The organism is Bradyrhizobium sp. WSM4873 (genome assembly GCF_055811355.1).
In genome coordinates, this window is sequence record NZ_JBVVPS010000006.1 from 173,146 (window position 1) to 198,851 (window position 25,706).

The window sequence follows — 25,706 nt, forward strand, 5'->3', positions numbered from 1 at the left end:
ATGGACTCCCGGAAATCGCGGACGAACGCCGCTTGTCGCATGAAATGCGCGGAAAGGTGACGGACTCAAGGCGATGGAACCAAAGGTGCAAACCGTCGCATTCGCCATGACAAGGCAGGCCCAGAGGAGACCGATCAAGCTATCGCCACGCACGCCGTCCTGATGGCGCAGCAATATCCGACCAGTCGTCCGGCGGCCGTGTCCCGGAAGCTGGCCAGCGTTCCCGGCGATGTGATCCATCGTCCAGTCCGCTGCCGCTCAACCCGGCACCCTGACACCCCACCGTTCCGCTTTGTCGCGGCTTCGCGGAAAACGGTTCGGTTCAGGCTTGGCGGAAGACGATATTTTTCATAATGGCATGGTAGATGAACAGCCGGCCCCCAACCAGGGCGGCTCAAGACGGTCCCGTAGCTCAACTGGATAGAGCATCAGATTTCTACTCTGAGGGTTGCAGGTTCGATTCCTGCCGGGATCGCCAATTTCAGTCTCATCCACCCGGGACATCACCGGCGCACGGCGACTCGATGCACCGCCGTTCACTCGTGAGCCCCGTCTACGATGCGCGCCTGCAGAATCCACCGTCCTTCACGAACGCGTGGGTCGCCTCGCCCCGGGCTTTGATCTTGGCAAACGAGCCCTATCTAACCGCCGAGCGACGTGCGCCCGATAAGGACTTCGATGCCACTATCCGACTTGACGAGAATGGCTATCGCATCTGCGGTGGCGATTGTGGCAATATCGTTCCTGGCAGTTGACGCGGGAGTCGTGAACTCCGGCGTCATCACAAAGCCCATCGCGACGGCGCGGGCTTCCATCGCGGACGCGGCCGCCAGTCAGCACCAACTCGCCTTCGCCGTTCAGGCGTGGGCGCGTCGCGGCCACCAGAAGCCGGCCGTGGAAGAATGCCTGGCGATCGATTGAAACAGCGCACTCGCCGCTCTCGTCTGGCGGATGTAGGCGCAACGTAACAATCATGTCTGTTACAGGCCATTAATCCCCCGGATGAAGATCGTCCAAATCCAGCCGAACAGTGCGCTCAAGGCGGCGACCGATGCGGCGATTGCCGCGGTCCGAGTCCACCAGATCTGCCGCTCGTGCCGTTCGATATCCGCCTCGGATTTTTGATTATCTTTCCAGTTCAGCCATTCCTGGGCGAACCCGATCGTCATGACGGGCGCGGTTCCGATCGCAATCGCTCCTGCGGATGCCGCGTCGGTCTGGGCTAGGCGCGCTCGGACGTTGGCTGCACCCGTCTTTTCAAGCACCGCAAGCCATTGCTGGGACTGTTCGTCTGACACATGCCACGTGCATTCCCTGTAAGGAAACGCTTTCGGTCGCTCTGTCATAGCCTTGCACCGTACTCACCCTTCAGTGTCGCCCCTGATGTCGCGCCCACCACCCGGCAATCGCCGCCGCGAGATCCTTCCACAACTCGGTCGGCAGATCCGGCACCGCCACCCGGACGCTGTACCGATCCGTAGTCGCGTCGTGAAACCACTCGGTCGCCGCGAAATCGAAACCAAAACTGCCGGCGTGGCGAATGGGGAAGCCTTTGCCGCCGAGGTCGCGGCTCATGTCTTCGGCGGCCTGCCGCGCGCTCGCCTCATCGAGGGCGCGCCTGCCGCGAAGCGTGACATAGAGGCCGTGGGTGAAATGCAGCTCGGCCGAGAGCGAAGCGAGCTCGGAGGCGAAATATCGCGCCGTCTGGCGGCCGTTGCGCAGAATCGCGGCGACGCGCCTTTTCGTCAGGGCCCAATAGGCCACTGAGCCCACGAATGGCGGGAAGTGCGCCGGCAGCGCCGCGCCGCCGAGAAGCCGGACGGCATTGCGGGTTTCCGCCGCCAGGCTTTCGGACAGCAGCTGCTCCGCCTTGAGGTCCTTCCGTCTCCAATGCACGAACACACCAGAGCCGAGCCGGCCGTATTCCACCCCGAGCGAATCCAGCTTGTTGTGGCTTCGCACCAACACGACGGGAATGTCCCATCTCGCGGCCCATCTCAGGACGCGCCGGATGCGCCCGGATCTGCCGGCGAAACATGTCGTGTCGAAAATCAACAGGTCGAGCCCCGAACCGTCGCAACGCAAAGCGGCTTCGAACGCTCCGGCAGGGACGCATGAATCCAGCAGGAGAAGCCGTGGCGAGGCCGCCGCAGCGAACGCTTCGCCCAGCGGGAGCCTGGCGGTGACAAGCCGTAAATGGGGGACGAGGCTCTCGATCAGCTCCAGTGTCTCGCCGTAGGTGCCCGGCAGCACCACGACATCTGCCTTGCCGGTGATTCGTGCGGACGCGAGCAGCAGCGCGGAAATCGCGGCCATGCCGGAGGCGGTATAGACCGCCTCGCTCCCGCAGCCCCGCTCGAGTTCATAGAACGAGGGACCGCGTACCTTGAGGTCAGCGCGCTGATAATCGTAGCTGAACACGAACGGACCGCTGCTGGGAGACGCCGCGTGCGACCAGGCCGTTTCCGTCGCCTTCCAGTCCTGCAGCGCATGTTCCGCGCGTAGCGCGGCGGCGAGCTGAAACTTGGAGTCCACGACCTCGTCGACCGACTGCGGACGAGCCAAATGCAGCGGGCTCCTCAGGCAATCGTTCAGCAGCCCGATTTCCCTGTGCTTTCGTTCGAGATAGGCCTCGGTGGTCTCCATGCGGATCTTGATAAGGGTCTTGATGCGGATCTTGGCAATTGCGACTGCCTTTCAACGTTCGGCGAACGCATTGGCTCCAGACAGTCGGCCCCGCTCCTCCTTGCAACGAAGACCGGTCCTCGCCGTTGACACTGCACAAGGAGAACAGCATGAGCGAGATCAGAGAGCACATGAAGATCATCGGCAAGGACGGCGCCCATGTCGGCACCGTCGATCGAGTCGAGGGCAACCGCATCAAACTGACGCGGAAGGACAGCCCGGAAGGTCACAAGGACCATCATCACTACATCGACACGAAATATGTGGGTGCCGTCGAAGGCGATGTCGTCAAGCTTTCGGTCAATGCCGACGCGGTGCCGAAGTCGGAAGCAGCCTGAGCCAGCAAGTCGCCTCGGGACTTTTGTTTGTTCACGGTCCTGCTCCGCTTCGTTCCCCGAAACGAATCGCGATCGGAAAATCGTCGTCCGAACGAGTCTTAACGCCGCGTTTCGGCGGCTCGCGTCAAGCGTCGAGCGTCACGAGCACGGGCCGCAGCCGATGGGCGTCGATGGCGGCGTTCTCGCGCGAAAAGAATTGAAGGGCGCGGAACGAACCTGCGATCAGCGCGTTCGCTATCAAGTGGCGCCGATTTGCCAGCCCCGATCGGCTCTCGAGAACCCCGTGCTCGTCCCCCCGAGCACGGGGTTTTTCTGTGAATAGGGGTAATGTCGTAAGAGCGTGGCCTCAGTCCGTCCGCTCTTCGCGCCGGTCGCGGGCGAGTTGATGCCAGGCCAGGGCCAGCTCGATGAGACGTTGCCGGTCAGGACCTTCGGCCGCCACGGCGCGCTTCATCGCCGCCTCGGCTTCATGCTGTGGATCGTACTTGGTACACATGAAGCCAATTCTAGCCGGACGATCTGGACATGCGCGTGGCAATTTCGCCCGTATGATTGCGGGGTTAACGCCTCCCGACACGGATTTGCGACGCGATCCAACTCACGCATGTTTCGAGCGACCCGCCCCGATTGTGGGCTCGATGCGCACCGATCTGTGAAGTGCGTCACAGCCGGCGCCCGGCGTCTCCGCTAAACAGTCCTCAGCGCTCCCAGAGAGCGAGAAGGCTTGGGAGATATTCCCGTCATGACACAAGAAGCCGCAGCCGAAATTGCCGTCCCGCCGCGACGCGAAAGATCCGACCCGCTCGGCATCGCTTATCTTGCGACCATCGGTATCGTGATGCTGGCCTGGATCGCAGGTCTGGTCTGGGCCGCGATCGCGTTCTTCAGCTGGCTGGTGTCCTGACGCGCGGGGTGATCGCCCTCGAATCAATTTCCGGCCAGCTGACGGCCAACGCCAAAACGAAAAGAGGCGGACTTTTCGCCCCCCTCTTCGCTTCAGCTCTCGCCTGGCGTGCTCAGTAGCACGCCCGGGGGTCAGCCTGCACATACTGGCCGCTCGGATAGCGGTAGTAGCAGTTGCCCTGGGCCAGATAGTAGCCGGGGCGCGAAGCAGCCGTCGCGCCGGCGATCGCCCCGGTGGCACCGCCGATCACAGCGCCTGCGGCCGCACCCGAGGCGTTGCCCGATATCAGGCCGCCCAGCACGCCGCCCACGATAGCGCCACCAAGCGCGCTCGCACCAGGATCGGCCGGCGGCGGAGGCGGCGGCGGTTCATAGGCGACCGGCGGCGGGGCGTAGGCCACAGGCACGTCATCGTAATAGTCCTCCGAGATGTAGGCCGGAGGCCCCTCCATCCGCTGCGGATAATAATACCGCGCGCCGCCTACATCCCACCACCAGCCGGAGCGGCCGTTGTGGACTTCGTGGCGCCAGCGTCCGCCATCCCAGGCGAGATGGCCGCGATAGGTGTGTCCGCCCCAGTCGCGCGCCGGTGCGGGACCCCTGGCGTAATTGCGTCCGGGCGGCGGACCGCCGGCATTACGCGGCGCAGGACCTGGACTCGCGAGAGCAAGGTTTGGACCCGGACCTGCATGACCAAGACCGCCGGCGTAGGGCTGGACGCCGGCCTGTGGCGCAGGCCGGGCAGCCTGCTGCGGCGGCGGCCCCTTTCGCATGTTCTGAGGCGGCGCGCCGGCGCCTGGCCCGGCCGATGGCTGGGCGGCGTCTCTCGGCGGTCTGGCGTCCTGAGCCTGCGCCGGGACGGCGAGCAATGACATCGCCGAAACCAAGGGAATGATGATCTTGATGCGACTGGACGCACTCATGCGCGCTTGCCCCCTACTCTCTCGATTGCCGTCAATGGCCGTGATGCCTGCCGCGATAGATGATTCGGCTCGCGCTGAGCTGACGCCGGCTGACATGACTGACCTGCTTTGGTCGGCTAAGTCCCGTTACAAATGATTAAGATCACGACATTTTTTCGTCAGCGGGAGCCCCGCTGGAGCGCTTCTAGCGGGCCGGCTCGATCACGTTGCAGTTGCTTCGCCCGGACATCAGGCAGTCCTGCATCTTGCTCGCGGAGGTGAGATCGCGGGCGAGCCACCAGCCGACACCGAGGATCACGATGGCGATGATCAAGCCGGCGATGGCGCCGCGACGGTTGTCACCGGATTGAGGTTTTGGAGTGGATTTGGCCTTCGCGCCCGGTTCGGGCTTAGGTTCGGGCTTGGCTTCGGGCTTGGGCATGGCTGACCGATCACGGGGGCGAGCGGGCTTTATCACCTCCGCGGCGTGAGGTCACATCCCGCCAAGCTTCCTAGCCTCGGGTCGGCCGGATCGCTTCCTTGCGCGAGGTTTCGGCCGCCGGGATCGCCTGCTGGACCCGCGGTGCGCAGGTCGTAAGCACAAACGCGGTCTGGGTGCATTCCCAATCTGTGCCCAGGACGGCACTTTCGATCGGCTGCGGCCGGGCCAGGAGCAGCGTGGCACCGGCCAGGGCTGCCACCACAACGGCGATTGCGAGCGCCTTCAGGCTCAGTCGTGAGATCGTCATACCCGTGCTCCGCGTCTCATACTGGGCGGACGCTAGGCACCGCCCTGGTGCCCCCTTATGAGGGACATCACAATTCGGCAGTTTTTCGGGGCTACGAGAGATCGTCGGGGCGGCGATTTTCGTCTACCTGATCGGCTGCGATTATAGGTGGCATCACGGCGCGCGCCGATGTACACGCATCTGCGTCGCGCGGCGCCCGCTATGCCCAGCCGACGTACCAACAGGCAGTGATGTAGGATCGAAAGCGAGGATGACAAGGTTCGCCGATGAGTGGATTTAGGGAGCCAGGCTTCTCCGACCGACAAAAGGCGGCACAGGAAGCACGCAAGAACCTTTTGAACAAATTCAAGTCGCAGCCGGGGCCGGATGATCCCGCGGTTGTGGCGAAGCGTGCGGAGCGCGAGGCCCTTGCGGCCAAGCGCGCCGAGGCAAAAGCTGCGCGAGAGGCGGAAAAGGCCGAGCAGAAGCGCCTGCAAGAAGAGGCTGCCGCGCTCGAGGCTGCGCGGATCGCCCGCGAAGCCGAAGAAGCCGTCGCGAAGGCGGCCGAAGCCGAGGCCGATCAAAAGGCCAAGCGAGACGCCCGCTACGCCGCCCGCAAGGCGAAGCGCAAGTAACGTTCGCAAGTCTGACGCTCGCAAGTCTAGCGCTCGCAAGTCACGTTCAATTGAATTTGGACTGAAACAACACTCTGGGGGGCGGTCTACGTGACCGCCCCCGGATTTTTGGCGCGCGTCTGCCTGTCGCAAGCGCCTCCTCGACGATGGAAGCTCAGTGCTTCTTCATCATCCCGTCGTCTTTCTTCATCCCGTCCTTCGACATCGTGTCCTTCTTCATGCCGTCGTCCTTGGACATGGTGTCCTTCTTCATGCCGTCCTTGGACATCGTGTCCTTTTTCATCATGCCGTCGTCCTTGCCCATCTTGTCCTGGGCAAAGGCGGCCGGCGACAGCGCGAGGCCGAGCGAGAGAACGGCCGCCGAAACGCCGAGCGCGATGCGGGTACGAATGGTCATGACTGGTCTTCCCTTTGAGATGATGTTTGTCAGCGACGGACGCCGCTATCTGATCTCGACGGATTGCCACGGGGCGTTGTTACGCCACCGCCGATAAATTTCTGCGCGCCCGCCGCCGTCCCTTGTTTGGCGGATGCAGGAGATCGGGGAGTGTGCAACGCAGCATGACCGACACTTGCCGCGGCATTCGGTCTCGAACTATCAGACTAGAGAACATTGTCTGAAAGACCGGCTAGGATGAGCCTCAGCACGATCTCGAAGACCAGCCCAAAATCACGGCAAACAATAGCCCTCCAAAGAACCGTCCCAAGAACCGTCCAAGGGAATCACGCCATGCTTACGCGCCGCCACCTGATTGCGACCGCCGTCGCCGCACCCGCCATTCTCCGTTTCGGCACCGGCACCGCGCATGCCGCGACCACGCTGAAAATCTCGCATCAATTTCCGGGCGGCACCGTCGACAAGGGCGACTTCCGCGACCGGCTCTGCCGCATGTTCGCCGCCGAAGTCGCCAAGCGCAGCAATGGCGACATCGCCGCCGAAATCTATCCGAACTCCTCGCTGATCAAGACCAACGCGCAGTTCTCCGCGATGCGCAAGGGCGCGCTCGACATCAGCCTCTACCCGATGCCCTATGCCGGCGGCGAATTGCCGGAAACCAATATCGGCCTGATGCCGGGCCTCGTCACCACCTACGACCAGGGCATGCGCTGGAAGAAGGAGCCGGTCGGCAAGGCCTTGACCGACTTCCTCGCCGACAAGGGCATCATCCTGCTCAGCTGGGTGTGGCAGGCCGGCGGCGTCGCCAGCCGCTCCAAGCCGATCGTTGCCCCCGAAGATGCCAAGGGTCTCAAGGTGCGCGGCGGCTCGCGCGAGATGGATATGGTGCTGCAGACCGCCGGCGCCTCGGTGCTGTCGGTGCCCTCGAACGAAATCTACGCAGCGATGCAGACGGGTGCCTGCGATGCCGGCATCACCTCCTCGACCAGCCTGATCTCGTTCCGCCTCGAAGAGGTCGCGAAGTCGCTGACCTCGGGCGCAGGCGCGTCCTACTGGTTCATGCTCGAGCCGCTGATGATGTCGAAGGCGATCTTCGACAAGCTGCCGAAGAACCAGCAGGACGTTCTGCTCGCGGTCGGCACCGAGCTCGAAGCCTTCGGCCGCAAGGGCGCGCAGGATGACGACGTCGAGGTCGCCAAGGTCTACGAGAAGGCCGGCGCCAAGGTCTCGGTGCTCGATGCCGCGACCGTCGGCAAGTGGCGTGACATCGCCCGCGACACCGCATGGAAGGACTACGGCGCCAAGACCGCGACCTCGGCCAACCTGCTCAAGCTCGCGACCGACGTCGCCGCATGAGCCACGGTCCGCTTCCGGATCGTGACGACCAGGCCAACGCCGCCGCAAGGACCAGCCTTGCGGCGGCGATCGATCGCGGTCTCGCCATCCTCAACAACATCATCGTCGTGTTCGCCGCGATCGCACTGATCGCGGCCTGCGCCATCCTGAGCTACAGCGTGCTCAGCCGCGCCTTGTTCAAGGCCGCCAATTACTGGCAGGACGAGGCGGCGGTGTTCCTGCTGGTCGGCGCCACCTTCATGACCGCCGCCTACGTGCAGCAGAACCGCGGTCACATCGGCATCGAGGCCTTCGTCGGCCTGCTCTCGCCGCTGGCGAACCGGATCAGGCTTTGGCTGGTCGACGCGGTGACGCTTCTGTTCTGCGCTTTCTTCGCCTGGAAGTCCTGGACGCTGGCGCATGAAGCCTATGTCGACGGCCAGGTCTCGAACTCGATGTGGTCGCCGCCGCTGGCCATCCCCTATTCGCTGATGGCGTTCGGCATGAGCCTGCTCTGCGTCCAGATCCTCGTGCAGCTTGCGCTGCCTTTCGCTGGAGCCAGGCGTTCATGAGCGTTTTCGGTATCGGCCTCGCCTACGGGATCGCGACGCTGGTCGTGATGTTTTCGGGCATGCCGATCGCGTTCGCGCTCGGCGCGGTCGCGGTCGTGTTCATGGGCATCTACATGCCCGCCGCCTCTCTCGATACGGTGACGCAGAACGTCTACGAGGAAATGGCCTCGATCACGCTGCTGTCGATTCCGCTCTTCATCCTGAAGGGCGCCGCGATCGGCAAGTCGCGCGCCGGCCAGGATCTCTACTCGGCCCTGCACGCCTGGCTGCACCGCGTCCCGGGCGGCCTCGGCGTCGCCAATGTGTTCGCCTGCGCGCTGTTTGCGGCGATGGCGGGCTCCTCGCCCGCGACCTGCTCGGCAATCGGCTCGGCCGGCATCCCCGAGATGCGCAAGCGCGGCTATTCCGGCGGCTTTGCCGCCGGGATCATCGCCGCCGGCGGCACGCTCGGCATTCTGCTGCCGCCGTCGATCACCATGATCCTGTTTGCGGTCGCCGCCGAAAAATCACTGGGACGGCTGTTCCTCGCCGGCATCGGACCCGGCCTGCTGCTGGTCTCGCTGTTCGGCGTCTACGCCGTGATCCGCTTCCGCCAGGAATATGCCGCGGCCGAAGCGATCTACAAGAACGGCGGCCCGGAAGCTGCGATCCTCGCCCGCGACGAATACACGCTCGCGGAACGCTTCAGCGTGCTGCCGCGCGTGATCCCCTTCGTGCTGCTGCTCACCGGCGTCATGATCGCGCTCTATGGCGGCTACGCCACGCCGTCGGAGACTGCCGGCCTTGGCGGCCTCTTGGCGCTGGCATTGATCGCGGCGATCTACAGCGTGTGGCGGCCGAGCGACCTCGCGCCGATCCTGAAATCGACGATCCGGGAATCGACCATGCTGATGATGATCATCGGCATGTCGCTGCTCTATTCCTACGTGATGAGCTATCTGCACATCTCGCAATCCGCCGCCGAATCCGTCGTCGCGATGCATCTGCCGCGCTGGGGCCTCTTGTTCGCGATCCTCGTCATGGTCGTCGTGCTCGGCTTCTTCCTGCCGCCGGTCTCGATTATTCTCATGACCGCGCCGATCATCCTGCCGCCGCTCCGCGCCGCCAATTTCGACATCATCTGGTTCGGCGTCGTCATGACCATCGTGATGGAGATGGGGCTGATCCATCCACCCGTCGGCCTCAACATCTTCGTCATTCGCAACGTCGCGCCGGACATTCCCCTGCGCGAGGTGATCTGGGGCACGCTTCCTTTCGTGCTCTTGATGATGCTCGCGGTGCTGCTGCTGTGCTTTGTGCCGGGCATCTCGACCGGGCTGCCGGACCTGGTGATGGGGCCGGACGGGAGCAGGTGAAACTCCTCCCGTAAGGTGGATTCGCCGAAGGCGCAATCCACCTCCTCTCGTCAATGCGGTCAGAAAAGTGGTGGGTTACGCTTCGCTAACCCACCCTACGATTTCTCTTTGCGCCGCGACCGCGGCGCGATCGCCACCACCTGCAATAGATCCTTGCGCACGGCTTCGATGTGCCGCTCCAAAAACCGGCAGGCCTCCTCGACTTTTTGCGCGCGACAGAGCGCGATCAGATGGGCGTGCTCCTTCTCGGCGATCCCCATCGCCTTGGTGTTGGAGAGCTGCAGGCGCGTGTAGCGGTCGCTGGTCTGGAGCAGTGACAGCACGATCGCCCGGGTGCGGGGCTGCGGGGCATGGACATAGAGCGCCATATGGAAGTCGGCGTTGAGCTGACCCCATTCGCTGACATTGCGCGCCTTAATCGCCTTCTCAAAGCTTTTATGGATGTCGTCGAGCCCGGCGAAATCCTCCGTTGTGAATCGGGGAGCCGAGTGCGCCAGCAGCCGCGGCTCCAGGATACGGCGGAGGTCGAAGACGTCGTTGATCTCGTCCAGTGACAGCTCGGAGACGATGGCGCCCTTCTGCGGAACGATCCGCACCAAACCTTCCGCTTCGAGCTGAAACAGCGCCTCGCGCACGGGGATACGGCTGACGCCATAGGCCTCGCCAAGCGCATCCTGGCGCAGTTGCGATCCGGCCGGATAGGTCCCGTCGAGGATTGCCTGCCGGAGTTGGTCGACGATCGCAGCCGACAGGGTGCGATGTTTCAGAGGCGCTTTCATCCGATCTTCCGTCCCTCCCCGACTCGGCCGGCCGGAACGGTCCCTGTCTTGCATGTTGAGGTCATCGCGTCCCCGCAAAAAAACGCGTGCACGCCTTCGACGCAGCCCGCGATTCCATTTGACAGCCAAAATGTATAAATTATACATTCGATCATCGCACGATAAATCTTGCGGGCAATGGGGCCTCTTCATGATCGAGCAGACGATGCCGGCCACGCGCGCGTTCAGCGTTCGACGCATGGTCGTCCGCGCCTCCAGCGCCCTGCTCGCCGTCGAGCGGATCGCATTGATGGGCCTGATGTACCTGCTCACCGCCCTGATCCTGGTCAACGTCGTCACCCGCTACTCGCATTTCCCGATCTACTGGATCGACGAGTCCGCGGTCTATTGCGTGGTCTGGCTGACATTCGTCGGCGCCTCCGCAATGACGCGGCTGCGGCTCGATTTCGCGGTCACGATGCTGACGGAACGTCTTTCGCTCCCCGCCCAGAAGATCGCGAAGGTGATCTCGACTGGCCTCGTCGTCGTGTTCGGCCTCGCCCTGATCATCACCTGCGTGCTCTGGATGGACCCGATTGGCCTTGCCCGCGCCGGTTTCGACGGGCGCAAGCTCGCCGCCGAAACCTTCAATTTCCTCTACACGGAGCATACTCAGACCCTGAATTGGCCCACCTGGGTGCTCTATCTGACGCTGCCGATCTTCGCGGTCTCGATGACCGTGCATGGTCTCGCCAATTTGCTGGAAGATCTCGAACTGGTCCCGCGCACGCCCCCGAAGGGCTTTGCCCTTTCCGAACTCGACGGGGTCAACTGATGATCACGTCGGCAGCCTTCCTCGCGATCATGCTGGTCGGCGTGCCGATCGGCCTCTGCCTGTGCCTCGCCGGCCTGGTCTACATCGCGGCGTCCGGCAATCCGGTGCTGTTCCAGTCCTATCCGCTCCAGCTGTTCGGCGGCGTCGACAGCTACGGCCTGATCGCGATCCCGCTCTTCATCCTCATCGGCGAGATCATGAACGGCGGCGGCATCACGCGCCGCATCGTCGACATGGCGATGGCCTTCGTCGGCTCGCTCAAGGGCGGGCTCGCCTACGTCAACATCCTCGCCAACATGTTCATCTCCTCAATCCTGGGATCTGCGACCGCGCAGGTCGCGATCATGGCCCAGATCATGGTGCCGGAGATGGAGAAGAAGGGCTACGACAAGACGTTTGCGGCGGGACTGACCGCCTATGGCGGCATGCTCGGCCCGATCATCCCGCCCTCGGTGATGTTCGTGGTCTACAGCGTGCTCGCGCAGGTCTCGGTCAGCGACATGCTGATCGCCGGCATCGTGCCGGGCGTCATCCTCACCGTGATGTTCTGCGTTGTCATCGCACTGATGGGATACGTCTATAACTATCCGCGCGCGGACTATCAGACGCCGCGCCAGCGCGTCATGACGATCCTGCGGACCTCGCCCACCCTCCTGATCCCGATCGTCATCGTCGGCACCATCCTCGGCGGCCTCGCCAACGCGACGGAATCCGCCGCCGTCGGCGCCGTTGCCGCAGCCCTGGTCGGAAAGTTCTGGACCAGGGAGTTCGAATTCTCGCAGCTGCCGCAAATGATGCTGCGTAGCGCGATCTATTCGGCGATCGTGCTGTTCCTGGTGGCCGCCGCGGCGGTGTTCTCCTGGGTGCTGATCTTCGGCAAGGTGCCGCAGGAAACCGCCGCCTGGATCCAGACGGCCGCCAAGGACCCGGTCAGCTTCATGCTGATCTGCAATGTGATCCTGCTGGTGATCGGCACTGTCATCGACGGCATTCCCGGCCTGATCATGACGGTGCCGATCCTGCTGCCGGTCGCAACCGACGTCTATCACATCGATCCCAGGCATTTCGGCGTCGTGGTGGTGATCAACCTCGTGCTCGGCCTGTTGTCGCCGCCGGTCGGGCTCTGCTTCTTCGTCGCGGCCGCCGTCACCGGCGCCAAGCCCGGCAAGATGTTCATGGTGACGCTGCCGTTCTTCGTCATCTCCTGCGTCCTGCTGGTGCTGCTCTCGCTCTATCCGTCGCTTTCGCTGATCCTCATCAAATAGGCACGTCCAAAAGGAAGCCCGACCATGCCGCTTTCACGCCGCCGCTTTCTCGCTGCCAGCGCCGCCGCATCGGTGTTTACGCCGTCGCTGGCGCTCGCCCAGGCCAAGGAATTCCGTCTCGGCCTGATCACGCCCAACGGCCATTCCTGGAACAAGGCTGCGCTCAAATTCGGTGAAGACCTCAAGGCCGCCACCAACGGCCGCCTGACCCTGACCGTGTTCCACTCCGGCCAGCTCGGCAACGAACCCGCGATGATGCAGCAATTGCAGTCCGGCGCCCTCGACATGGGCTTCATCCAGGCCGCGGAGCTCGGCTCGCGCGTGCCGCATATCGCCGCGATCAACGCGCCCTACATCGTCCGCTCGACCCCTGCGGTCGCGAAATTCGTGCGGCATCCGGCGGCGGTCAAGCTGTTCGAGGTGCTGCCGCAGGAGACCGGGACGATCGGGTTAGGCTGGGGCATCACGGGCATGCGGGCGGTATTCTCCTCCAAGGATCTGACTTCGCTTGCTGACATCAAAGGCATGAAGCTGCGGATCAATCCGACGCCGGTCTATCGCGATTTCTATTCCTCTCTGGGCGCGGCACCAACGCCGATCCCGACGCCGCAGGTGTTCGATGCGATGGCCAACGGTCAGGTCGACGGCCTCGAAGCCGACCTTGAATTCTCCTGGAACCAGCGCTTCGACAAGGTGTCGAAAGTGATCCTGCAGATGAACGCCGTCTTCATGCCGATGGCCGCAGTGGTCTCGGGCCGGGTCTGGCAGTCGCTTCCCGCCGCCGACCGCGAGCTGATCGCCAAGACCGTCAAGTCGACGCTGGACGCGCAGATCGACGAGCTCGCCTCGAACGAGCCGACGCTGATCGAAAACTTCAAGAACGCGCCGATCCCGATCCGCCAGGTGCCGGCCGGCGATACCGAAGCTGTCATTGCCGAGTTCGATAAGATCTGGCTGCCGAAGGCACCCGTCCTGGCCGAGCTGCGCAAGGTCGGCGCCACGCTCTAAACCCACCCCGCTATCCCCTTTCAAAACACCCGGCGGATCCAGCCCCCCGCCGGCCAAATCCACTCGGAGTCGAACCATGAGCCGCCGCGTTTCCTGGGAAGGCGTCTTCCCGGCCGTCACCACGCAATTCCACGACGATCTCTCGCTCGACATCGACGCGACCGCCAAGGTGATGGACGGGCTGATCCGTGACGGCGTCTCCGGCCTGATCGTCTGCGGCTCGGTTGGCGAGAACACCTCGCTGGAGCGCAAGGAGAAGATCGCGATCATGGAGACCGCGAAGTCCGTCGCGGCCGGCCGCGTGCCCGTGTTGTGCGGCATCGCCGAATTCACCACGGCCTTCGCGGTCGAAACCGCGAAGGAGGCAGCGCGCGTCGGCATCGACGGCGTGATGGTGATGCCGGCCCTGGTCTATTCGTCCAAGCCGCACGAGACCGCCGCTCACTTCCGCGCCGTCGCCAGCGCGACCGATCTGCCCGTGATGCTCTACAACAATCCGCCGATCTACAAGAACGACGTCACCCCCGACATCCTGGCTACGCTCGCCGATGTCGAGACCGTCGTCTGCTTCAAGGATTCCTCCGGAGATACTCGGCGCTTCATCGACACCAGGAACATGGTCGGCGATCGCTTCGTGCTGTTCGCCGGCCTCGACGATGTCATCGTCGAGAGCATCGCCATGGGCGCCGTGGGGTGGGTCTCCGGCATGTCCAACGCCTTCCCGCGCGAGGGCGAAACGCTGTTTCGCCTGGCCAAGGCGGGCCGCCTTGCCGAGGCGATGCCGCTCTACGAATGGTTCATGCCGCTGCTGCATCTCGACGCGCGCCCGGACCTCGTCCAGTGCATCAAGCTGTGCGAGCACATCATGGGCCGCGGCACCGCGCTGACCCGCCCGCCCCGCCTCGCTCTGCTGCCGCAGGAGAAGGCCGAGGTCGAAGCGATGATGGTCAAGGCGCTCAGGACCCGGCCGCGCCTGCCGGATGTCGGGCTGAAGGCAGCATAGGCCTAGATCGCGACGCGCTTCCGCTTGGCGTTCAGCGCGGACGCCACGCGGCTCACCGGCGGCTTGCCCAGCACGCCGCTCATCTCGTTGATTGCCGCCAGCAACCGGTCCATATCGACGCCGGTCCTGACGCCCATGCCCTCGAGCATGTAGACGACATCCTCGGTCGCGACGTTGCCGGTCGCACCCGGCGCGTAGGGACAGCCGCCGAGGCCGCCGGCGGCGGCGTCGATGACGCGGACGCCTTCCTCCATCCCCGCATAGAGATTGGCGAGCGCCTGGCCGTAAGTGTCGTGGAAATGCATCGCGAGATTGGCGGGAGGGATGTTGGCGCTGACCGCCCGCAGCATCTCTTTGGCCTTTTCGGGCGTGCCGACGCCGATGGTGTCGCCGAGCGAGATTTCGTAGCAGCCGAGCTCCCACAGAGTGGTGGCGAGATCGGCCACCGCCTTCGGCTTGATCTCGCCGTCGAACGGACAGCCGAGCACGCACGAGATATAGCCGCGTACCTTGACACCATCAGCCTTGGCGCGCGCCAGCACCGGCTTGAACCGTTCGATGGACTCCGCGACCGTGCAGTTGATGTTGGCCCGCGAAAAGCCCTCGGAGGCTGCGGCGAACACCGAGACGGTCTCGGCGCCGGCGGCGCGCGCGGCGTCATAGCCCTTCTCGTTCGGCACCAGCACGTGGAATTCGGGGCCGGTCAGGTGGCTGACGCCGCGCAGCACAGCGTCCGAGCTCGCCATCTGCGGGATCGCCTTGGGCGAGACGAAGGCGCCGACCTCGACTGTATTCAGGCCGGCGGCGACCAGCGCCTCGATGAAGGCAATCCGGGCCTCGACGCTGACCGCCGTCTTCTCGTTCTGCAGGCCATCGCGCGGCCCCATTTCGATGATGCGGACCTGATCGCTCATCTCATTCTCCGGAAGGCTTGACCACGGCGAGCTCGACGCCCTCCTGGACGATGTCGCCGACCTTGCATTTGATGGACTTCAGCACGCCGGCATAGGGCGCACGCAAGGTCTGCTCCATCTTCATCACTTCCAGGGTCAGGATCGGCGCGCCCTTCTCGAGCTTGGCACCCTCCTCCGCCAGCACGGCGACGACCGTGCCCGGCAAGGGCGCCGCGATCTTGTCCGCGCCGGCCTGCTCCTCGGTCTCGCCACCGAACGGATCGACCCAATGCAGGTCGAATCGCCCGTTGCGCGTGCGCAGATATAGCTCATGGCCGTCGATCACGGCAGCGACCGACGTTTTGACGCCGTCGAGCGTCAGGTCGAAGCCGCCGTCCTTCGTCACGATCGCGAACGCCAGCTCGCGCTCGCCGATCATCAGCGTCGACGGGCCGCTGCCATAGTTTAGAGCGACCTTCTGCTCGGGTCCGTGGCCAACGCGGAAAGCAAAGCCGCGCTGGCGGCGGCCGACCGGCATCCAGCCAAACGTTTGCCAGGGCGAATTCGCCTCCGCCTGCGCAGCCTGCCGCTCGTCGTTGATCACAGCGGCCACCGCGGCACACAGCTCGAGCTCGCCGGGCGCCGGCGAGGCCTGCGTCAGGACCGCCAGCTCGCGCTCGATGAACCCGGTGTCGATCGCGTTCGCCCGCACCTTCGGATGCGTCATCAGCGCCGACAGGAACGGGATGTTGGTGACGATGCCGCGGACGTCGGACTCTTCCAGCCCGCGGTTCAGCCGCTCGATCGCGACATCCCGCGTCGGCGCCCAGGCGATCATCTTCGCCAGCATCGCATCGTAGTACGGCGAGACCGCATCGCCTTCCCGATAGCCGGAGTCGATGCGCAGCCCCCCCGTTTCAGCGGGCAGACGCCAGGTTGATATCTTGCCCACCGACGGCATGAAGTTCTTGGTCGGATTCTCCGCATAGACCCGCGCCTCCACGGCGTGGCCTTGAAGCTTGATCTCGTCCTGTTTCATCGGGAGCGCCTCGCCGAAGGCGACGCGGAGCTGCCATTCGACGAGGTCGATCCCGGTGATCAGCTCGGTCACGGGATGCTCGACCTGGAGGCGGGTGTTCATCTCGATGAAGAACACGTCCTTGCCGTCGGAGACGAACTCGATCGTGCCGGCTCCGACATAATTGACGGCTCCGGCCGCCTTTCGCGCGGCGGCACAGACCGTCTCGCGCTGGGCCGCATTGAGCGTCGGCGACGGCGCCTCCTCGATCACCTTTTGGTGGCGGCGCTGCAGCGTGCATTCACGCTCGAACAGCGACAAGAGATTGCCGTGGCTGTCGCCGATGATCTGCACCTCGATATGGCGGGGATTGTCGACATATTTTTCGATCAGCATGCGGTCGTCGCCGAACGCCGCCTTGGCCTCGCGCTTCGCGCTGACGATCGCAGGCGCGAGTTCATCCGCGGAGCGAACGATGCGCATGCCACGTCCGCCGCCGCCGGCGGACGCCTTCACCAGAATGGGGAAACCGACCTTCTCGGTCGCCTTCGCCAGCGTCGCATCGTCCTGGGCCTCGCCGTGATAACCGGGCACCAGCGGTACGCCGGCCTTTTCCATCAGTGCCTTCGATCCCGACTTCGAGCCCATGGCGGTCATCATCGCGGCGGTGGGGCCGACGAAGACCATGCCGGCGTCGAAACACGCTTGGGCAAATTCGGCATTCTCCGACAGGAAGCCGTAGCCGGGATGGATCGCCTCCGCGCCGGTCTTGCGCGAGGCCTCGATCAGCCGTTCGGGATTGAGATAGCTGTCGCGGGCACGTGCGGGCCCGAGCAGCACGGCCTCGTCGGCGAGCGCGACATGCATCGCATCGCGGTCCGCTTCGGAGTAGACCGCGACCGTGCGCAGGCCCATGGCGCGCGCGGTGCGGATGACGCGACAGGCGATCTCGCCGCGGTTGGCGATCAGGAGGGTGCGAAAACGGCGGTAGAGCTTTGAGCGATCCATCGCATCACATCCTGAACAGGCCGAATTTCGTCGGCTCGATCGGCGCATTCGACGCCGCCGAGAGGCCGAGGCCGAGCACCAGCCTTGTATCGGCCGGGTCGATCACGCCGTCGTCCCAGAGCCGCGCGGTCGCGTAATACGGGTGCCCCTGGCTCTCATATTGCGCGCGGATCGGCTCGCGGAATTTATCTTCGTCTTCTTTCGACCAGCTGTCGCCCTTGGCCTCGATATTGTCGCGGCGGACCTGGCTCAGCACCATCGAGGCCTGCTCGCCGCCCATCACCGAGATGCGGGCGTTCGGCCACATCCACAGGAAGCGCGGCGAGTAGGCGCGGCCGCACATGCCGTAATTGCCCGCGCCGTAAGAGCCGCCGATCACGACGGTAAATTTCGGCACCGACGCTGTCGCGACGGCAGTCACCAGCTTGGCGCCGTCCCGGGCGATGCCGCCGGCCTCGTATTTCTTGCCGACCATGAAGCCGGTGATGTTCTGCAGGAACACCAGCGGAATGCCGCGCTGGCAGCACAGCTCGATGAAATGCGCCCCCTTCAGCGAGCTCTCGCTGAACAGGATGCCGTTGTTGGCAATGATGCCGACCGGAAAACCCCAGATATGGGCGAAGCCGCAGACCAGCGTCGTGCCGTAGAGTTTCTTGAACTCGTCGAATTCGGAGCCGTCGACCACGCGTGCGATGATGTCGCGCACGTCGAACGGCTTGCGCCCGTCGACCGGCACCACACCGTAGATCTCTTCTGCAGCGAACAGGGGATCACGCGGCGGATGCATGTTGAGGTTCGGTCGCACGGATGGCTTCAGCGTGCCGACGATGCGGCGGGCGATGCCGATCGCGTGCGCGTCGTTCTGGGCGTAATGATCGGTCACGCCCGACTGCCGCGAATGCACGTCGGCGCCGCCGAGCTCCTCTGCAGTCACCACTTCGCCCGTGGCGGCCTTCACCAGCGGCGGTCCGCCGAGGAAGATGGTGCCTTGATTGCGCACGATGATACTCTCGTCCGACATCGCGGGGACATAGGCGCCGCCGGCCGTGCAGGAACCCATCACGATGGCGATCTGCGGGATCCCTTGCGACGACATCTGCGCCTGGTTGTAGAAGATGCGGCCAAAGTGACGCTCGTCCGGAAATATCTCGTCTTGCAGCGGCAGGAAGGCGCCGCCGGAATCGACCATGTAGACGCAGGGAAGATTGTTCTGGCGCGCCACGTCCTGCGCACGCAAATGCTTCTTCACGGTCATGGGATAATAGGTACCGCCCTTGATGGTGGCGTCGTTGGCGACGATCACGCATTCGCGGCCCGAGATGCGCCCCACCCCGGTGACGACGCTCGCCGAATGCACGTCGCCACCATAGAGGCCATAGGCCGCGAGCGGCGACAGCTCCATGAACGCGGTGCCGGGATCGACCAGCAGGTCGACGCGTTCGCGCGCCAGCATCTTGCCGCGCGACGTGTGGCGGTTGCGCGAGACCTCGCCGCCGCCGCCCGCGACCAGGCTCAGCTTTTCGCGTAAATCCGCGACGAGAGTGCGCATGGCCTCGGAATTGCGCGCAAAGTCCGATGAAGACGTATCGATGCTGGAATGGAGCGGCATGTTGATTCCAATTGCGTGAAGGTTTTAAGCCGTCTCGGCCATCAATTCGCGCCCGATCAGCATGCGCCGGACCTCCGAGGTGCCGGCGCCGATCTCATAGAGCTTTGCATCGCGCCACAGACGCCCGACCGGAAATTCGGAGGTGTAGCCGACCCCACCCAACGCCTGGATCGCCTCGCCCGCCATCCACGTCGCCTTCTCGGCGGAATAGAGGATCGCAGCGGCGGCGTCCTTGCGCAAGCTGCGCGCGTGATCGGCGCGGTCGCAGGCACGCCCCACCGCATAGACGTAGGCGCGCGTGGCCTGCCAGGTCGCGTACATGTCGGCGAGCTTGCCCTGCATCAGCTGGAAGTCGCCGATCGGCTGGCCGAACTGCTTGCGCTCGTGCATGTAGGGCACCACCGCATCCATGCAGGCCGCCATGATCCCGAGCGGGCCGCCCGAGAGGACGGTGCGCTCATAGTCGAGGCCGGACATCAACACCCTGACGCCCTCACCGACCTTGCCAAGCACGTTCTCCTCCGGCACCTCGCATTCGTCGAAGAACAGCGGATAAGTGTTGGAGCCGCGCATGCCGAGCTTGTCGAGATGCTGGCCATGGCTGAAGCCCTTGGCCCCCTTCTCGACCAGGAAGGCGGTCATGCCGCGCGGGCCCGCTTCCGGGTCGGTCTTGGCATAGACCACCAGCACGTCGGCATCGCCGCCATTGGTGATCCACATCTTCGAGCCGTTGAGCACGTAGCGGTCGCCACGCTTGTCGGCGCGCAGCTTCATCGAGACGACGTCTGAGCCGGCGCCGGGCTCGGACATCGCGAGCGCGCCGACATACTCGCCGGAGATCAGCTTTGGCAGATAGCGCTCGCGCTGCGCATCATTGCCGTTGCGGCGGATCTGGTTGACGCAGAGATTGGAGTGGGCGCCGTAGGAAAGGCCCACCGCGGCCGAGCCGCGCGAAATCTCCTCCATGGCGACGATATGGGCGAGATAGCCCATGTTGGAGCCGCCATATTGCTCCGGCGCGGTCATGCCGAGCAGGCCGAGGTCGCCGAGGCGCTTCCAGAGGTCTGCCGGAAACAGATTGGCTTTCTCGATATCGGCGGCACGCGGGGCGATCTCCGCCTCCACGAAGGCGCGTAGCGTGTCGCGCAGCATGCTGATGTCTTCGCCCAGATCGAAATCGATGCTCGGGATATTCAAGGCGATTCCTCCGTATTTTGGGGACCGAACCTAGCGGCATCGGAGCCCTTCTGCCGTCGAAAAGGTTGCATTTTCCGCCAAATTTGGCGAGGATTTTCCCAGAGGACTCCCGATGCCTTTTCAGGTCGCAACCGCGATCCCGCGCCGCGCGGTGACCCCAGCCGCCTTCGTCCGCGGGGTCGTTGCTGCGTACGAACGTTACGGCCGCGATCCGACCGAGGCGCTGAGCCGGGGTCAGGTAACGCCAGACCTTGTCAATTCTCCGAATGGGCGGGTCACCGCTGGCCAGTTCGAGGCGCTGGCGGGCCATGCCATGCGCGAGCTCGATGACGAGGCGCTCGGCTGGTTCTCGCGGCGGCTGCCCTTCGGCACCTACGGCATGCTGTGCCGCGCCTCGATCACCGCCCCGACGCTGGAGGTCGCGCTCAAGCGCAGGTGCCGGCACCATCGTCTGCTCACCGAGGACGTGCTGCTCGATCTCGCCGTCGGCAAGGAGACCGCGGTTGTGTCCATCCGCGAACTGCGCGACCTCGGATCTCTACGCGAATTCTGCCTGGTCACCCTGCTTCGCTATGTTCTTGGCTTTTCCTGCTGGGCCGTGGATTCCAGGATCGCGCTCCGCGCCGCGGAATTTCCGCACCCCGAGCCCGGCCACGTCTCGGTCTATCCAACCATCTTTTGCCGAAACATCCGCTTCGATGCGGACCGTGCTTCCATCGTCTTCGATAAGCATTATCTGTCGCTGCCGCTCACCCGTAGCGCGGCGGACCTCGACAACATGCTCAAGGGCGCGCTGCGGCTGACAGTGCTCCCCTATCGGCGCGACCGACTGCTGGTCGAGCGCGTTCGCCGCGTGCTCCGCAATGCGCGCGGACGCAGTCTCGGAGCCGAGGATGTCGCGCGCGAGCTGGCACTCTCCACCCGCACCATGCATCGGCGCCTGCGCGAGGAAGCGACCTCGCTGCGCGATCTCAAGGAAGAAGCAAAATTCGAGCTTGCGAAGCAGGAGCTGATGCGCGGTCGCAGCCCGATCAAGCGGATCGCGGAAATCGCCGGCTTCCGCAGTGAGAAGAGCTTTTCCCGCGCCTTCCGTACCTGGGCCGGCGCCTCTCCGCGCGAGTTTCGCGGCAGGTATCGCTGACGCGCGGGCTGTCATGCCGTTGCGGCCTCCGAGATCCAACTCGGAGGCCGCAACATTTCGAAACTCCATCAGTTCGAGTTGGTCTGCCCGCCCGGGCGCAGCTTGGTGCGCGACTGGGTCTGCTTCGGCTGGAAGGCCAGCGCGTCGGCCGACGTCTTCGCGCCGCCGCTCTGCGAGCACGAGCCGCCGATGCCGCCGGCCGCGGCCCGGCAGGCCTCCATCGTCGGATAGCCGCAACCATGCGCGGCCTGGGCGCCATTGGTGATGCAGTAGTCTTCTGCCTGGGCAGCCGGCGCGGTCATCATGAGAAACGCAGATGCAAACAGCGTCGCAGCGGATGCGACGAACGTCTTCGAGGTCGAGGTCATGTTGTCTTTTCCTGCTTCAGGGTCCCACAAAAGAGGCCTCGGCATGCGACGCAGGCTGAGGTTCACAGCTCGCATGTAGGCCGGCGCCGGGAACCGGCAATCACGACTCGGCGCATTGCAGGACTTCGCAAATCACATGTCACAGTTAGGTGAGTTACTTACCCTTATATCCGCCTTATCCGAACCTGTATCGCAGTAAGGGAATCACCCCCCGGGCCGTCGGATGTTTGGATGTCGTTGTGCGGCTACGTTTCGGGACCCGTCGCCGCCGAACTATCCTGCCGCTGCGATCTCCTGCAACGGCAGCGGCACGTCCTTGGCCACGCCCAGCACCGGGAAGCTGCGGACGTTCTTCACGTTCGGCATCGCGGCGAAATGCAGCAGCTGCTGGCGCATGCTCTCGACGCTCGGCGCCACGCATTTGAGAAGATAGTCGGTATCGCCCGAAATTCGCCAGCACTGCTGGATGCGCGGGATCGCCGCGATCGAGCTCTCGAACGCGGCCAGCACCGGCTGGGCCTGGCTGCCGAGCTGGATCGAGACGAACGACACCACCTCGTAGCCGAGCAGCCGCTCGTCGATGACGGCGCGCACCGCCCGGATCACGCCGCGGCTGAACAGCGACTTCAGCCGCCTCACGCAGTTGGGCCCGGACACCCCGACGCGCAGCGCCAGCTCGTTGTTGCGAACCCGCCCGTCCTGCTGCAGCTCGGAGAGTATTTTCAGATCGACGCCGTCGAGCTGGTCACGCCCGGCCATACCCCACCTCGTCATGAGCCTGTCTTACGCGGCAGCGAAGCACGGGGCGGAATGGCTGCCAAGGCCAGGACGATGGGAAGAACTCGCGTGGTTGTCCGAGCTTATTCCGGCCAGCCGCAGGCTCTTACGGGGGCTAAACGTGGATGCCCGGGACCCGGCTCCGCCGGGCATTCGGTGTTGGGCCGCCGAAGCTTCAGCGAAGACGGCAAGCCTGGGCATGACGCGAGTCTCGACGCGTGGCCCGCTCTCAATGCGTCCAGGGCTCGCCGCGGCGGAACGAGAAATTGTCCGCATAGGCGACCGGACGGCGCACCGATTCCTTCGGCTCGATCACCTGGTAGGCGATGCCCTTGCGCTCGCAATAGGCGACCGCCTCTTCCTTGCTGTGGAAGTGCAGCGTGATCTGCTGCTTCATGTCGCCGGACGAGGTCCAGCCCATCAGCGGCTCGACCGCGCGCGGCTGCTCGGGCTCGTAGTCGAGCTGCCATTCCTTGGTCTTCGACCGGCCGGATTGCATCGCGTTCTTGGCCGGCTTGAAAATGCGTGCGGTCATTGATGGTCCGGGCCTCTTGTTCGTCTTTTCGTTCGATTTCGATGCGTCACGGTAGCAGTTGGTGGAAACCGCGGGCATAGTATAGAGACACCTTTTGGGAACTGATCGGTGATTCCGGCCCCCGGGATGCCTCGCCGACCGGTATAATCATTATGCTGCATCGTGACAATTGCGTACCCGCCTTCCGCCCCGGGATCTCGCCCGGCGGCCCTGCTTCGTTGACCTCTCCCTGTCCGTCCCCTCCGAAAGCTCCCGTCGCATGTCCTTCCTGAACATCAACGCCACGCTCCCCGAGAAGGGCCGTGACCTCAGGCTCGACCTGTTTCGCGGCATTGCGAACTGGGCGATCTTCCTCGACCATATCCCCGACAACGTGGTGAACTGGATCACCACCCGCAATTACGGCTTTTCCGACGCCGCCGATCTGTTCGTCTTCATCTCCGGCTACACCGCCTCCTTCGTATATGCGCGGATGATGCTCGAGCGCGGCTTCCTGGTCGGCGCCACGAGGTTGACCAAGCGGGTCTGGCAGCTCTACGTCGCCCACATCATCCTGTTCGTGATCTACATCGCCTCGATCAGCTATCTGGCGCTGCGCTTCGGCGATTCCGAGATGATCAACGAGTTCAACGTCGCCGGCCTGGTCGATAACGCCACCGAGACGCTGCGCCAGGGCCTGTTCCTGCGCTTCAAGCCGCTCAATCTCGACGTGCTGCCACTCTACATCGTGCTGATGGGGCTGTTTCCGCCGGTGCTCTGGTTCATGCTGCGCAAGCCGGACCTGACGATGGCATTGTCCATCGTGCTGTGGCTGACCGCGCGCCATTTCGGCTTGAACCTGAATGCCTATCCGGCCGGACAATGGTACTTCAACCCCTATTGCTGGCAGGTGCTGTTCGTGTTCGGCGCCTGGTGCGCCATGGGCGGCGCGCGGCGCTCGATGGCGCTGATCAATGCGCCGGTCACGCTCTGGCTCTGTCTCGGTTACATGCTGTTCGCGCTGGTCATGACCATGGCTGGCCGTTTCCCGACCCTCGGCGGCATGTTCCCGGAATGGCTGTTCTCGACGTTCAATCCAAACGACAAGACCAACCTCGCGCCCTACCGCTTCATCCATTTCGTCGTGATCGTGATCCTGGTGATCCGCTTCGTGCCGAAGGACTGGCCGGGCCTGGAATGGAAAGGGTTCGATCCCATCATCGTGTGCGGCCAGCAGTCGCTCGCCGTGTTCTGCGTCGGCGTGTTCCTGTCGTTCGTCGGTCATTTCGAGCTGTCGATGAGCTCGGGCTCGCTGTTCGCGCAAATCTTCGTCAGCGTCGCCGGCATCGCGATCATGACGACCGTGGCTTATTATATCTCCTGGTCGAAGAGGCAGGACAAGCCGCTGAAGCCGCCGCCGCCCAAGCCTGCGGCGGCAAAGGCCGCTTGAGCGACAGCAGCGATACCGCGCCGGACGACAGTGACGCCGCTTCAGGCCGCCGCTTCGTTGTCGTACTCGGTAAACTTCTTGTAGATCCAGTCGCGGCCGTCGTGGCGGCGCCAGACCTTGCCGTAAACCAGCTGGCCGTTGATCGAGCGGCGCGGCACGAATACGGTCCAGAGGTGCCAGATCTCGGTCCAGCTCGCCTGCGGACCGATGTTTCGGACGTTGCGATCGAAAGACATGATGCAGAACTCACGGGATACGAGCGCTGCGACGAACTGTGATGCCGTGTGAGCACGAATTTCAGGCAGCCATCGCAAGCCGGATCGATCTGATAACAGTCACGGAGGCGGCCGCAACAACCGCTCGCCCTTAACCTAACCGATCAACCTTACTTCCTGTGAGCGCGCGGCAAGATTGGTTGAAAGCGGTCGCCGATTTTCCTAGACTGTGTGCGATTTGAGAATGAGCGCGTCGTTTTGAGGACGCGCGGTGATTTCCAGGCTGACGCGAATTTTTGAAGACTATTGACGGGCGGGGGCCACCACGATGAATTTGCAATGTGCATGTCTGCGCTTGGCGCTGCGATCGACGCCGCCTGCTCTGCCCGCGAAGATGCCGGAGCAAGAGCCACGGAAGGTCGCCAACGACAATCAGCTGGCCTGGCCATTCCTGCCGTTTCCGTTCGGCTGGTACGCGACGAACTGACGGTTGGAAAAGCGCGACGCCGCGCAAGCGGAATATCATCGCTTGGCGGCGTCCGTTAGGCATTGGGCGCTGAAATCCCCCAACACCTATGTGTCTATGGCGACGCTCAAAGGTTCGACAAAGCCTTGCGATTTCCGCGCCGCCCGACCCGCCCAATGCCTTGAAAAATCGCGCGGAAGTCGCGTCGCGCAGAGAATGAGCGCCGAGGGTTACGATGCTTTGGCAGCCCTGGGGGATCGGCACCGAACGGGCGCCATGCTCGGCGGCTGCGCTCTCGCCCGGCGCCTCGCCGAATGGCTGTTGATCTGAG

General features: G+C 64.1%; 30 protein-coding genes and 1 tRNA gene. 14 read left to right on the forward strand and 17 right to left on the reverse strand.

The genetic code is table 11. From position 1 onward, the window contains the following. The first annotated feature begins 401 nt into the window (after positions 1 to 401). Positions 402 to 478, forward strand: a tRNA-Arg gene (locus AC0L21_RS11750). A gap of 163 nt (positions 479 to 641) precedes the next feature. Here the strand turns inward: AC0L21_RS11750 and AC0L21_RS11755 are convergent. From AC0L21_RS11755 to AC0L21_RS11765, 3 genes are all read right to left on the reverse strand, one after another. Further along, positions 642 to 815 carry a hypothetical protein gene (locus AC0L21_RS11755; RefSeq protein WP_473261438.1) on the reverse strand — a complete coding sequence of 58 codons (174 nt, stop codon included), beginning with the start codon at positions 813 to 815 and terminating at the stop codon, positions 642 to 644. A gap of 165 nt (positions 816 to 980) precedes the next feature. Beyond that, on the reverse strand, positions 981 to 1,298 hold the full coding sequence (locus AC0L21_RS11760; RefSeq protein ID WP_473261441.1) for a hypothetical protein: 318 nt from the start codon (positions 1,296 to 1,298) through the stop codon (positions 981 to 983). Positions 1,299 to 1,368: 70 nt separating this feature from the next. Further along, the gene (locus AC0L21_RS11765; protein WP_473261444.1) at positions 1,369 to 2,646 is read right to left on the reverse strand and encodes a hypothetical protein; all 1,278 of its coding nucleotides are present in this window, start codon (positions 2,644 to 2,646) and stop codon (positions 1,369 to 1,371) included. Between the two features lie 149 nt (positions 2,647 to 2,795). Between AC0L21_RS11765 and AC0L21_RS11770 the strand changes: the two genes are divergently transcribed. Next, entirely contained in the window at positions 2,796 to 3,023 is a 228-nt protein-coding gene (locus tag AC0L21_RS11770) for a DUF2171 domain-containing protein (protein WP_247349066.1), read from the forward strand. A 346-nt stretch (positions 3,024 to 3,369) separates the two neighbouring features. Here AC0L21_RS11770 and AC0L21_RS11775 read toward each other — a convergent pair whose 3' ends face one another. Then, positions 3,370 to 3,519 (reverse strand): hypothetical protein, encoded by a 150-nt coding sequence (locus AC0L21_RS11775; protein WP_197031201.1) that lies wholly within the window; start codon positions 3,517 to 3,519, stop codon positions 3,370 to 3,372. A gap of 246 nt (positions 3,520 to 3,765) precedes the next feature. Between AC0L21_RS11775 and AC0L21_RS11780 the strand changes: the two genes are divergently transcribed. Next, positions 3,766 to 3,927, forward strand: a complete 162-nt coding sequence (locus tag AC0L21_RS11780; protein ID WP_473261447.1) for a hypothetical protein — start codon at positions 3,766 to 3,768, stop codon at positions 3,925 to 3,927. Positions 3,928 to 4,039: 112 nt separating this feature from the next. Here AC0L21_RS11780 and AC0L21_RS11785 read toward each other — a convergent pair whose 3' ends face one another. From AC0L21_RS11785 to AC0L21_RS11795, 3 genes are all read right to left on the reverse strand, one after another. Next, complete coding sequence (locus AC0L21_RS11785) at positions 4,040 to 4,849, reverse strand: hypothetical protein (RefSeq protein ID WP_473261449.1); 810 nt, start codon at positions 4,847 to 4,849, stop codon at positions 4,040 to 4,042. A gap of 184 nt (positions 4,850 to 5,033) precedes the next feature. Beyond that, positions 5,034 to 5,270, reverse strand: coding sequence for a hypothetical protein (locus AC0L21_RS11790; RefSeq protein WP_473261451.1), 237 nt, complete (start codon positions 5,268 to 5,270; stop codon positions 5,034 to 5,036). 70 nt (positions 5,271 to 5,340) lie between these two features. Beyond that, positions 5,341 to 5,577, reverse strand: coding sequence for a hypothetical protein (locus tag AC0L21_RS11795; RefSeq protein WP_473261453.1), 237 nt, complete (start codon positions 5,575 to 5,577; stop codon positions 5,341 to 5,343). A 266-nt stretch (positions 5,578 to 5,843) separates the two neighbouring features. On the opposite strand from AC0L21_RS11795, the gene AC0L21_RS11800 reads away from it, so the two are divergent. Further along, positions 5,844 to 6,191, forward strand: coding sequence for a DUF6481 family protein (locus tag AC0L21_RS11800; RefSeq protein WP_473261455.1), 348 nt, complete (start codon positions 5,844 to 5,846; stop codon positions 6,189 to 6,191). Between the two features lie 154 nt (positions 6,192 to 6,345). On the opposite strand, the gene AC0L21_RS11805 is transcribed toward AC0L21_RS11800, so the two are convergent. Beyond that, the gene (locus AC0L21_RS11805) at positions 6,346 to 6,588 is read right to left on the reverse strand and encodes a pentapeptide MXKDX repeat protein (protein ID WP_007591301.1); all 243 of its coding nucleotides are present in this window, start codon (positions 6,586 to 6,588) and stop codon (positions 6,346 to 6,348) included. A 333-nt stretch (positions 6,589 to 6,921) separates the two neighbouring features. On the opposite strand from AC0L21_RS11805, the gene AC0L21_RS11810 reads away from it, so the two are divergent. Genes AC0L21_RS11810 through AC0L21_RS11820 form a run of 3 tightly spaced genes read left to right on the forward strand, consistent with a single transcriptional unit; the run spans position 6,922 to position 9,850 of the window. Beyond that, on the forward strand, positions 6,922 to 7,944 hold the full coding sequence (locus AC0L21_RS11810) for a TRAP transporter substrate-binding protein (protein ID WP_247286133.1): 1,023 nt from the start codon (positions 6,922 to 6,924) through the stop codon (positions 7,942 to 7,944). Then, complete coding sequence (locus AC0L21_RS11815; RefSeq protein WP_473261457.1) at positions 7,941 to 8,495, forward strand: TRAP transporter small permease; 555 nt, start codon at positions 7,941 to 7,943, stop codon at positions 8,493 to 8,495. Before AC0L21_RS11810 ends, AC0L21_RS11815 begins: the two co-directional genes overlap by 4 nt. Next, positions 8,492 to 9,850 (forward strand): TRAP transporter large permease, encoded by a 1,359-nt coding sequence (locus tag AC0L21_RS11820; RefSeq protein ID WP_027517811.1) that lies wholly within the window; start codon positions 8,492 to 8,494, stop codon positions 9,848 to 9,850. Before AC0L21_RS11815 ends, AC0L21_RS11820 begins: the two co-directional genes overlap by 4 nt. Before the next feature lie 95 nt (positions 9,851 to 9,945). On the opposite strand, the gene AC0L21_RS11825 is transcribed toward AC0L21_RS11820, so the two are convergent. Beyond that, entirely contained in the window at positions 9,946 to 10,629 is a 684-nt protein-coding gene (locus AC0L21_RS11825; RefSeq protein ID WP_473261460.1) for a GntR family transcriptional regulator, read from the reverse strand. A 205-nt stretch (positions 10,630 to 10,834) separates the two neighbouring features. Here AC0L21_RS11825 and AC0L21_RS11830 point away from each other — a divergent pair, with 205 nt between their 5' ends. From AC0L21_RS11830 to AC0L21_RS11845, 4 genes are all read left to right on the forward strand, one after another. Then, entirely contained in the window at positions 10,835 to 11,443 is a 609-nt protein-coding gene (locus AC0L21_RS11830; RefSeq protein WP_473261650.1) for a TRAP transporter small permease, read from the forward strand. Then, positions 11,443 to 12,708 carry a TRAP transporter large permease gene (locus tag AC0L21_RS11835; RefSeq protein ID WP_473261462.1) on the forward strand — a complete coding sequence of 422 codons (1,266 nt, stop codon included), beginning with the start codon at positions 11,443 to 11,445 and terminating at the stop codon, positions 12,706 to 12,708. The genes AC0L21_RS11830 and AC0L21_RS11835 overlap by 1 nt, the downstream gene beginning before the upstream one ends. 24 nt (positions 12,709 to 12,732) lie before the next feature. Further along, positions 12,733 to 13,716, forward strand: a complete 984-nt coding sequence (locus tag AC0L21_RS11840) for a TRAP transporter substrate-binding protein (RefSeq protein ID WP_473261466.1) — start codon at positions 12,733 to 12,735, stop codon at positions 13,714 to 13,716. A 76-nt stretch (positions 13,717 to 13,792) separates the two neighbouring features. Continuing rightward, positions 13,793 to 14,719 (forward strand): dihydrodipicolinate synthase family protein, encoded by a 927-nt coding sequence (locus AC0L21_RS11845; protein WP_473261468.1) that lies wholly within the window; start codon positions 13,793 to 13,795, stop codon positions 14,717 to 14,719. A gap of 2 nt (positions 14,720 to 14,721) precedes the next feature. Here the strand turns inward: AC0L21_RS11845 and AC0L21_RS11850 are convergent, their stop codons facing one another. Genes AC0L21_RS11850 through AC0L21_RS11865 form a run of 4 tightly spaced genes read right to left on the reverse strand, consistent with a single transcriptional unit; the run spans position 14,722 to position 20,399 of the window. Beyond that, positions 14,722 to 15,633, reverse strand: a complete 912-nt coding sequence (locus AC0L21_RS11850; protein ID WP_473261470.1) for a hydroxymethylglutaryl-CoA lyase — start codon at positions 15,631 to 15,633, stop codon at positions 14,722 to 14,724. 1 nt (position 15,634) lies between these two features. Further along, complete coding sequence (locus AC0L21_RS11855; protein WP_473261472.1) at positions 15,635 to 17,638, reverse strand: acetyl/propionyl/methylcrotonyl-CoA carboxylase subunit alpha; 2,004 nt, start codon at positions 17,636 to 17,638, stop codon at positions 15,635 to 15,637. A 4-nt stretch (positions 17,639 to 17,642) separates the two neighbouring features. After that, complete coding sequence (locus tag AC0L21_RS11860) at positions 17,643 to 19,247, reverse strand: carboxyl transferase domain-containing protein (protein ID WP_473261474.1); 1,605 nt, start codon at positions 19,245 to 19,247, stop codon at positions 17,643 to 17,645. A gap of 24 nt (positions 19,248 to 19,271) precedes the next feature. Next, the gene (locus AC0L21_RS11865) at positions 19,272 to 20,399 is read right to left on the reverse strand and encodes an isovaleryl-CoA dehydrogenase (protein WP_473261652.1); all 1,128 of its coding nucleotides are present in this window, start codon (positions 20,397 to 20,399) and stop codon (positions 19,272 to 19,274) included. A gap of 157 nt (positions 20,400 to 20,556) precedes the next feature. Here AC0L21_RS11865 and AC0L21_RS11870 point away from each other — a divergent pair, with 157 nt between their 5' ends. Beyond that, a complete protein-coding gene (locus AC0L21_RS11870) occupies positions 20,557 to 21,585 on the forward strand; it encodes an AraC family transcriptional regulator (RefSeq protein ID WP_473261476.1) in 1,029 nt (342 codons plus the stop codon). A 68-nt stretch (positions 21,586 to 21,653) separates the two neighbouring features. On the opposite strand, the gene AC0L21_RS11875 is transcribed toward AC0L21_RS11870, so the two are convergent. The 3 genes from AC0L21_RS11875 to AC0L21_RS11885 all read right to left on the reverse strand — a co-directional run bounded on the left by AC0L21_RS11875 (position 21,654) and on the right by AC0L21_RS11885 (position 23,265). Continuing rightward, on the reverse strand, positions 21,654 to 21,953 hold the full coding sequence (locus AC0L21_RS11875; RefSeq protein WP_473261478.1) for a DUF3551 domain-containing protein: 300 nt from the start codon (positions 21,951 to 21,953) through the stop codon (positions 21,654 to 21,656). A 273-nt stretch (positions 21,954 to 22,226) separates the two neighbouring features. Further along, positions 22,227 to 22,712, reverse strand: a complete 486-nt coding sequence (locus AC0L21_RS11880; protein ID WP_007591345.1) for an Lrp/AsnC family transcriptional regulator — start codon at positions 22,710 to 22,712, stop codon at positions 22,227 to 22,229. 247 nt (positions 22,713 to 22,959) lie between these two features. Next, the gene (locus AC0L21_RS11885) at positions 22,960 to 23,265 is read right to left on the reverse strand and encodes an ETC complex I subunit (RefSeq protein ID WP_007591346.1); all 306 of its coding nucleotides are present in this window, start codon (positions 23,263 to 23,265) and stop codon (positions 22,960 to 22,962) included. A gap of 259 nt (positions 23,266 to 23,524) precedes the next feature. On the opposite strand from AC0L21_RS11885, the gene AC0L21_RS11890 reads away from it, so the two are divergent. Next, entirely contained in the window at positions 23,525 to 24,694 is a 1,170-nt protein-coding gene (locus AC0L21_RS11890) for an OpgC domain-containing protein (protein ID WP_473261481.1), read from the forward strand. A gap of 41 nt (positions 24,695 to 24,735) precedes the next feature. On the opposite strand, the gene AC0L21_RS11895 is transcribed toward AC0L21_RS11890, so the two are convergent. Then, positions 24,736 to 24,930, reverse strand: a complete 195-nt coding sequence (locus tag AC0L21_RS11895) for a hypothetical protein (protein ID WP_473261483.1) — start codon at positions 24,928 to 24,930, stop codon at positions 24,736 to 24,738. Positions 24,931 to 25,399: 469 nt separating this feature from the next. Here AC0L21_RS11895 and AC0L21_RS11900 point away from each other — a divergent pair, with 469 nt between their 5' ends. Then, positions 25,400 to 25,705 carry a hypothetical protein gene (locus AC0L21_RS11900; protein ID WP_473261485.1) on the forward strand — a complete coding sequence of 102 codons (306 nt, stop codon included), beginning with the start codon at positions 25,400 to 25,402 and terminating at the stop codon, positions 25,703 to 25,705. Position 25,706: the final 1 nt, after the last annotated feature.

Excerpts from the sequence above, each read along its gene's own strand:
- AC0L21_RS11755 (WP_473261438.1), bottom strand. The coding sequence starts at position 815 with ATGGAAGCCCGCGCCGTCGCGATGGGCTTTGTGATGACGCCGGAGTTC.
- AC0L21_RS11790 (WP_473261451.1), bottom strand. The coding sequence starts at position 5,270 with ATGCCCAAGCCCGAAGCCAAGCCCGAACCTAAGCCCGAACCGGGCGCG.
- AC0L21_RS11770 (WP_247349066.1), top strand. The coding sequence starts at position 2,796 with ATGAGCGAGATCAGAGAGCACATGAAGATCATCGGCAAGGACGGCGCC.
- AC0L21_RS11815 (WP_473261457.1), top strand. The coding sequence starts at position 7,941 with ATGAGCCACGGTCCGCTTCCGGATCGTGACGACCAGGCCAACGCCGCC.
- AC0L21_RS11880 (WP_007591345.1), bottom strand. The coding sequence starts at position 22,712 with ATGGCCGGGCGTGACCAGCTCGACGGCGTCGATCTGAAAATACTCTCC.
- AC0L21_RS11885 (WP_007591346.1), bottom strand. The coding sequence starts at position 23,265 with ATGACCGCACGCATTTTCAAGCCGGCCAAGAACGCGATGCAATCCGGC.
- AC0L21_RS11855 (WP_473261472.1), bottom strand. The coding sequence starts at position 17,638 with ATGGATCGCTCAAAGCTCTACCGCCGTTTTCGCACCCTCCTGATCGCC.
- AC0L21_RS11780 (WP_473261447.1), top strand. The coding sequence starts at position 3,766 with ATGACACAAGAAGCCGCAGCCGAAATTGCCGTCCCGCCGCGACGCGAA.
- AC0L21_RS11765 (WP_473261444.1), bottom strand. The coding sequence starts at position 2,646 with ATGGAGACCACCGAGGCCTATCTCGAACGAAAGCACAGGGAAATCGGG.
- AC0L21_RS11785 (WP_473261449.1), bottom strand. The coding sequence starts at position 4,849 with ATGAGTGCGTCCAGTCGCATCAAGATCATCATTCCCTTGGTTTCGGCG.
- AC0L21_RS11845 (WP_473261468.1), top strand. The coding sequence starts at position 13,793 with ATGAGCCGCCGCGTTTCCTGGGAAGGCGTCTTCCCGGCCGTCACCACG.
- AC0L21_RS11795 (WP_473261453.1), bottom strand. The coding sequence starts at position 5,577 with ATGACGATCTCACGACTGAGCCTGAAGGCGCTCGCAATCGCCGTTGTG.
- AC0L21_RS11805 (WP_007591301.1), bottom strand. The coding sequence starts at position 6,588 with ATGACCATTCGTACCCGCATCGCGCTCGGCGTTTCGGCGGCCGTTCTC.
- AC0L21_RS11865 (WP_473261652.1), bottom strand. The coding sequence starts at position 20,399 with ATGCTGCGCGACACGCTACGCGCCTTCGTGGAGGCGGAGATCGCCCCG.
- AC0L21_RS11890 (WP_473261481.1), top strand. The coding sequence starts at position 23,525 with ATGTCCTTCCTGAACATCAACGCCACGCTCCCCGAGAAGGGCCGTGAC.
- AC0L21_RS11820 (WP_027517811.1), top strand. The coding sequence starts at position 8,492 with ATGAGCGTTTTCGGTATCGGCCTCGCCTACGGGATCGCGACGCTGGTC.
- AC0L21_RS11825 (WP_473261460.1), bottom strand. The coding sequence starts at position 10,629 with ATGAAAGCGCCTCTGAAACATCGCACCCTGTCGGCTGCGATCGTCGAC.
- AC0L21_RS11775 (WP_197031201.1), bottom strand. The coding sequence starts at position 3,519 with ATGTGTACCAAGTACGATCCACAGCATGAAGCCGAGGCGGCGATGAAG.
- AC0L21_RS11895 (WP_473261483.1), bottom strand. The coding sequence starts at position 24,930 with ATGTCTTTCGATCGCAACGTCCGAAACATCGGTCCGCAGGCGAGCTGG.
- AC0L21_RS11850 (WP_473261470.1), bottom strand. The coding sequence starts at position 15,633 with ATGAGCGATCAGGTCCGCATCATCGAAATGGGGCCGCGCGATGGCCTG.
- AC0L21_RS11835 (WP_473261462.1), top strand. The coding sequence starts at position 11,443 with ATGATCACGTCGGCAGCCTTCCTCGCGATCATGCTGGTCGGCGTGCCG.
- AC0L21_RS11830 (WP_473261650.1), top strand. The coding sequence starts at position 10,835 with ATGCCGGCCACGCGCGCGTTCAGCGTTCGACGCATGGTCGTCCGCGCC.
- AC0L21_RS11810 (WP_247286133.1), top strand. The coding sequence starts at position 6,922 with ATGCTTACGCGCCGCCACCTGATTGCGACCGCCGTCGCCGCACCCGCC.
- AC0L21_RS11800 (WP_473261455.1), top strand. The coding sequence starts at position 5,844 with ATGAGTGGATTTAGGGAGCCAGGCTTCTCCGACCGACAAAAGGCGGCA.
- AC0L21_RS11840 (WP_473261466.1), top strand. The coding sequence starts at position 12,733 with ATGCCGCTTTCACGCCGCCGCTTTCTCGCTGCCAGCGCCGCCGCATCG.
- AC0L21_RS11860 (WP_473261474.1), bottom strand. The coding sequence starts at position 19,247 with ATGCCGCTCCATTCCAGCATCGATACGTCTTCATCGGACTTTGCGCGC.
- AC0L21_RS11875 (WP_473261478.1), bottom strand. The coding sequence starts at position 21,953 with ATGACCTCGACCTCGAAGACGTTCGTCGCATCCGCTGCGACGCTGTTT.
- AC0L21_RS11870 (WP_473261476.1), top strand. The coding sequence starts at position 20,557 with ATGCCTTTTCAGGTCGCAACCGCGATCCCGCGCCGCGCGGTGACCCCA.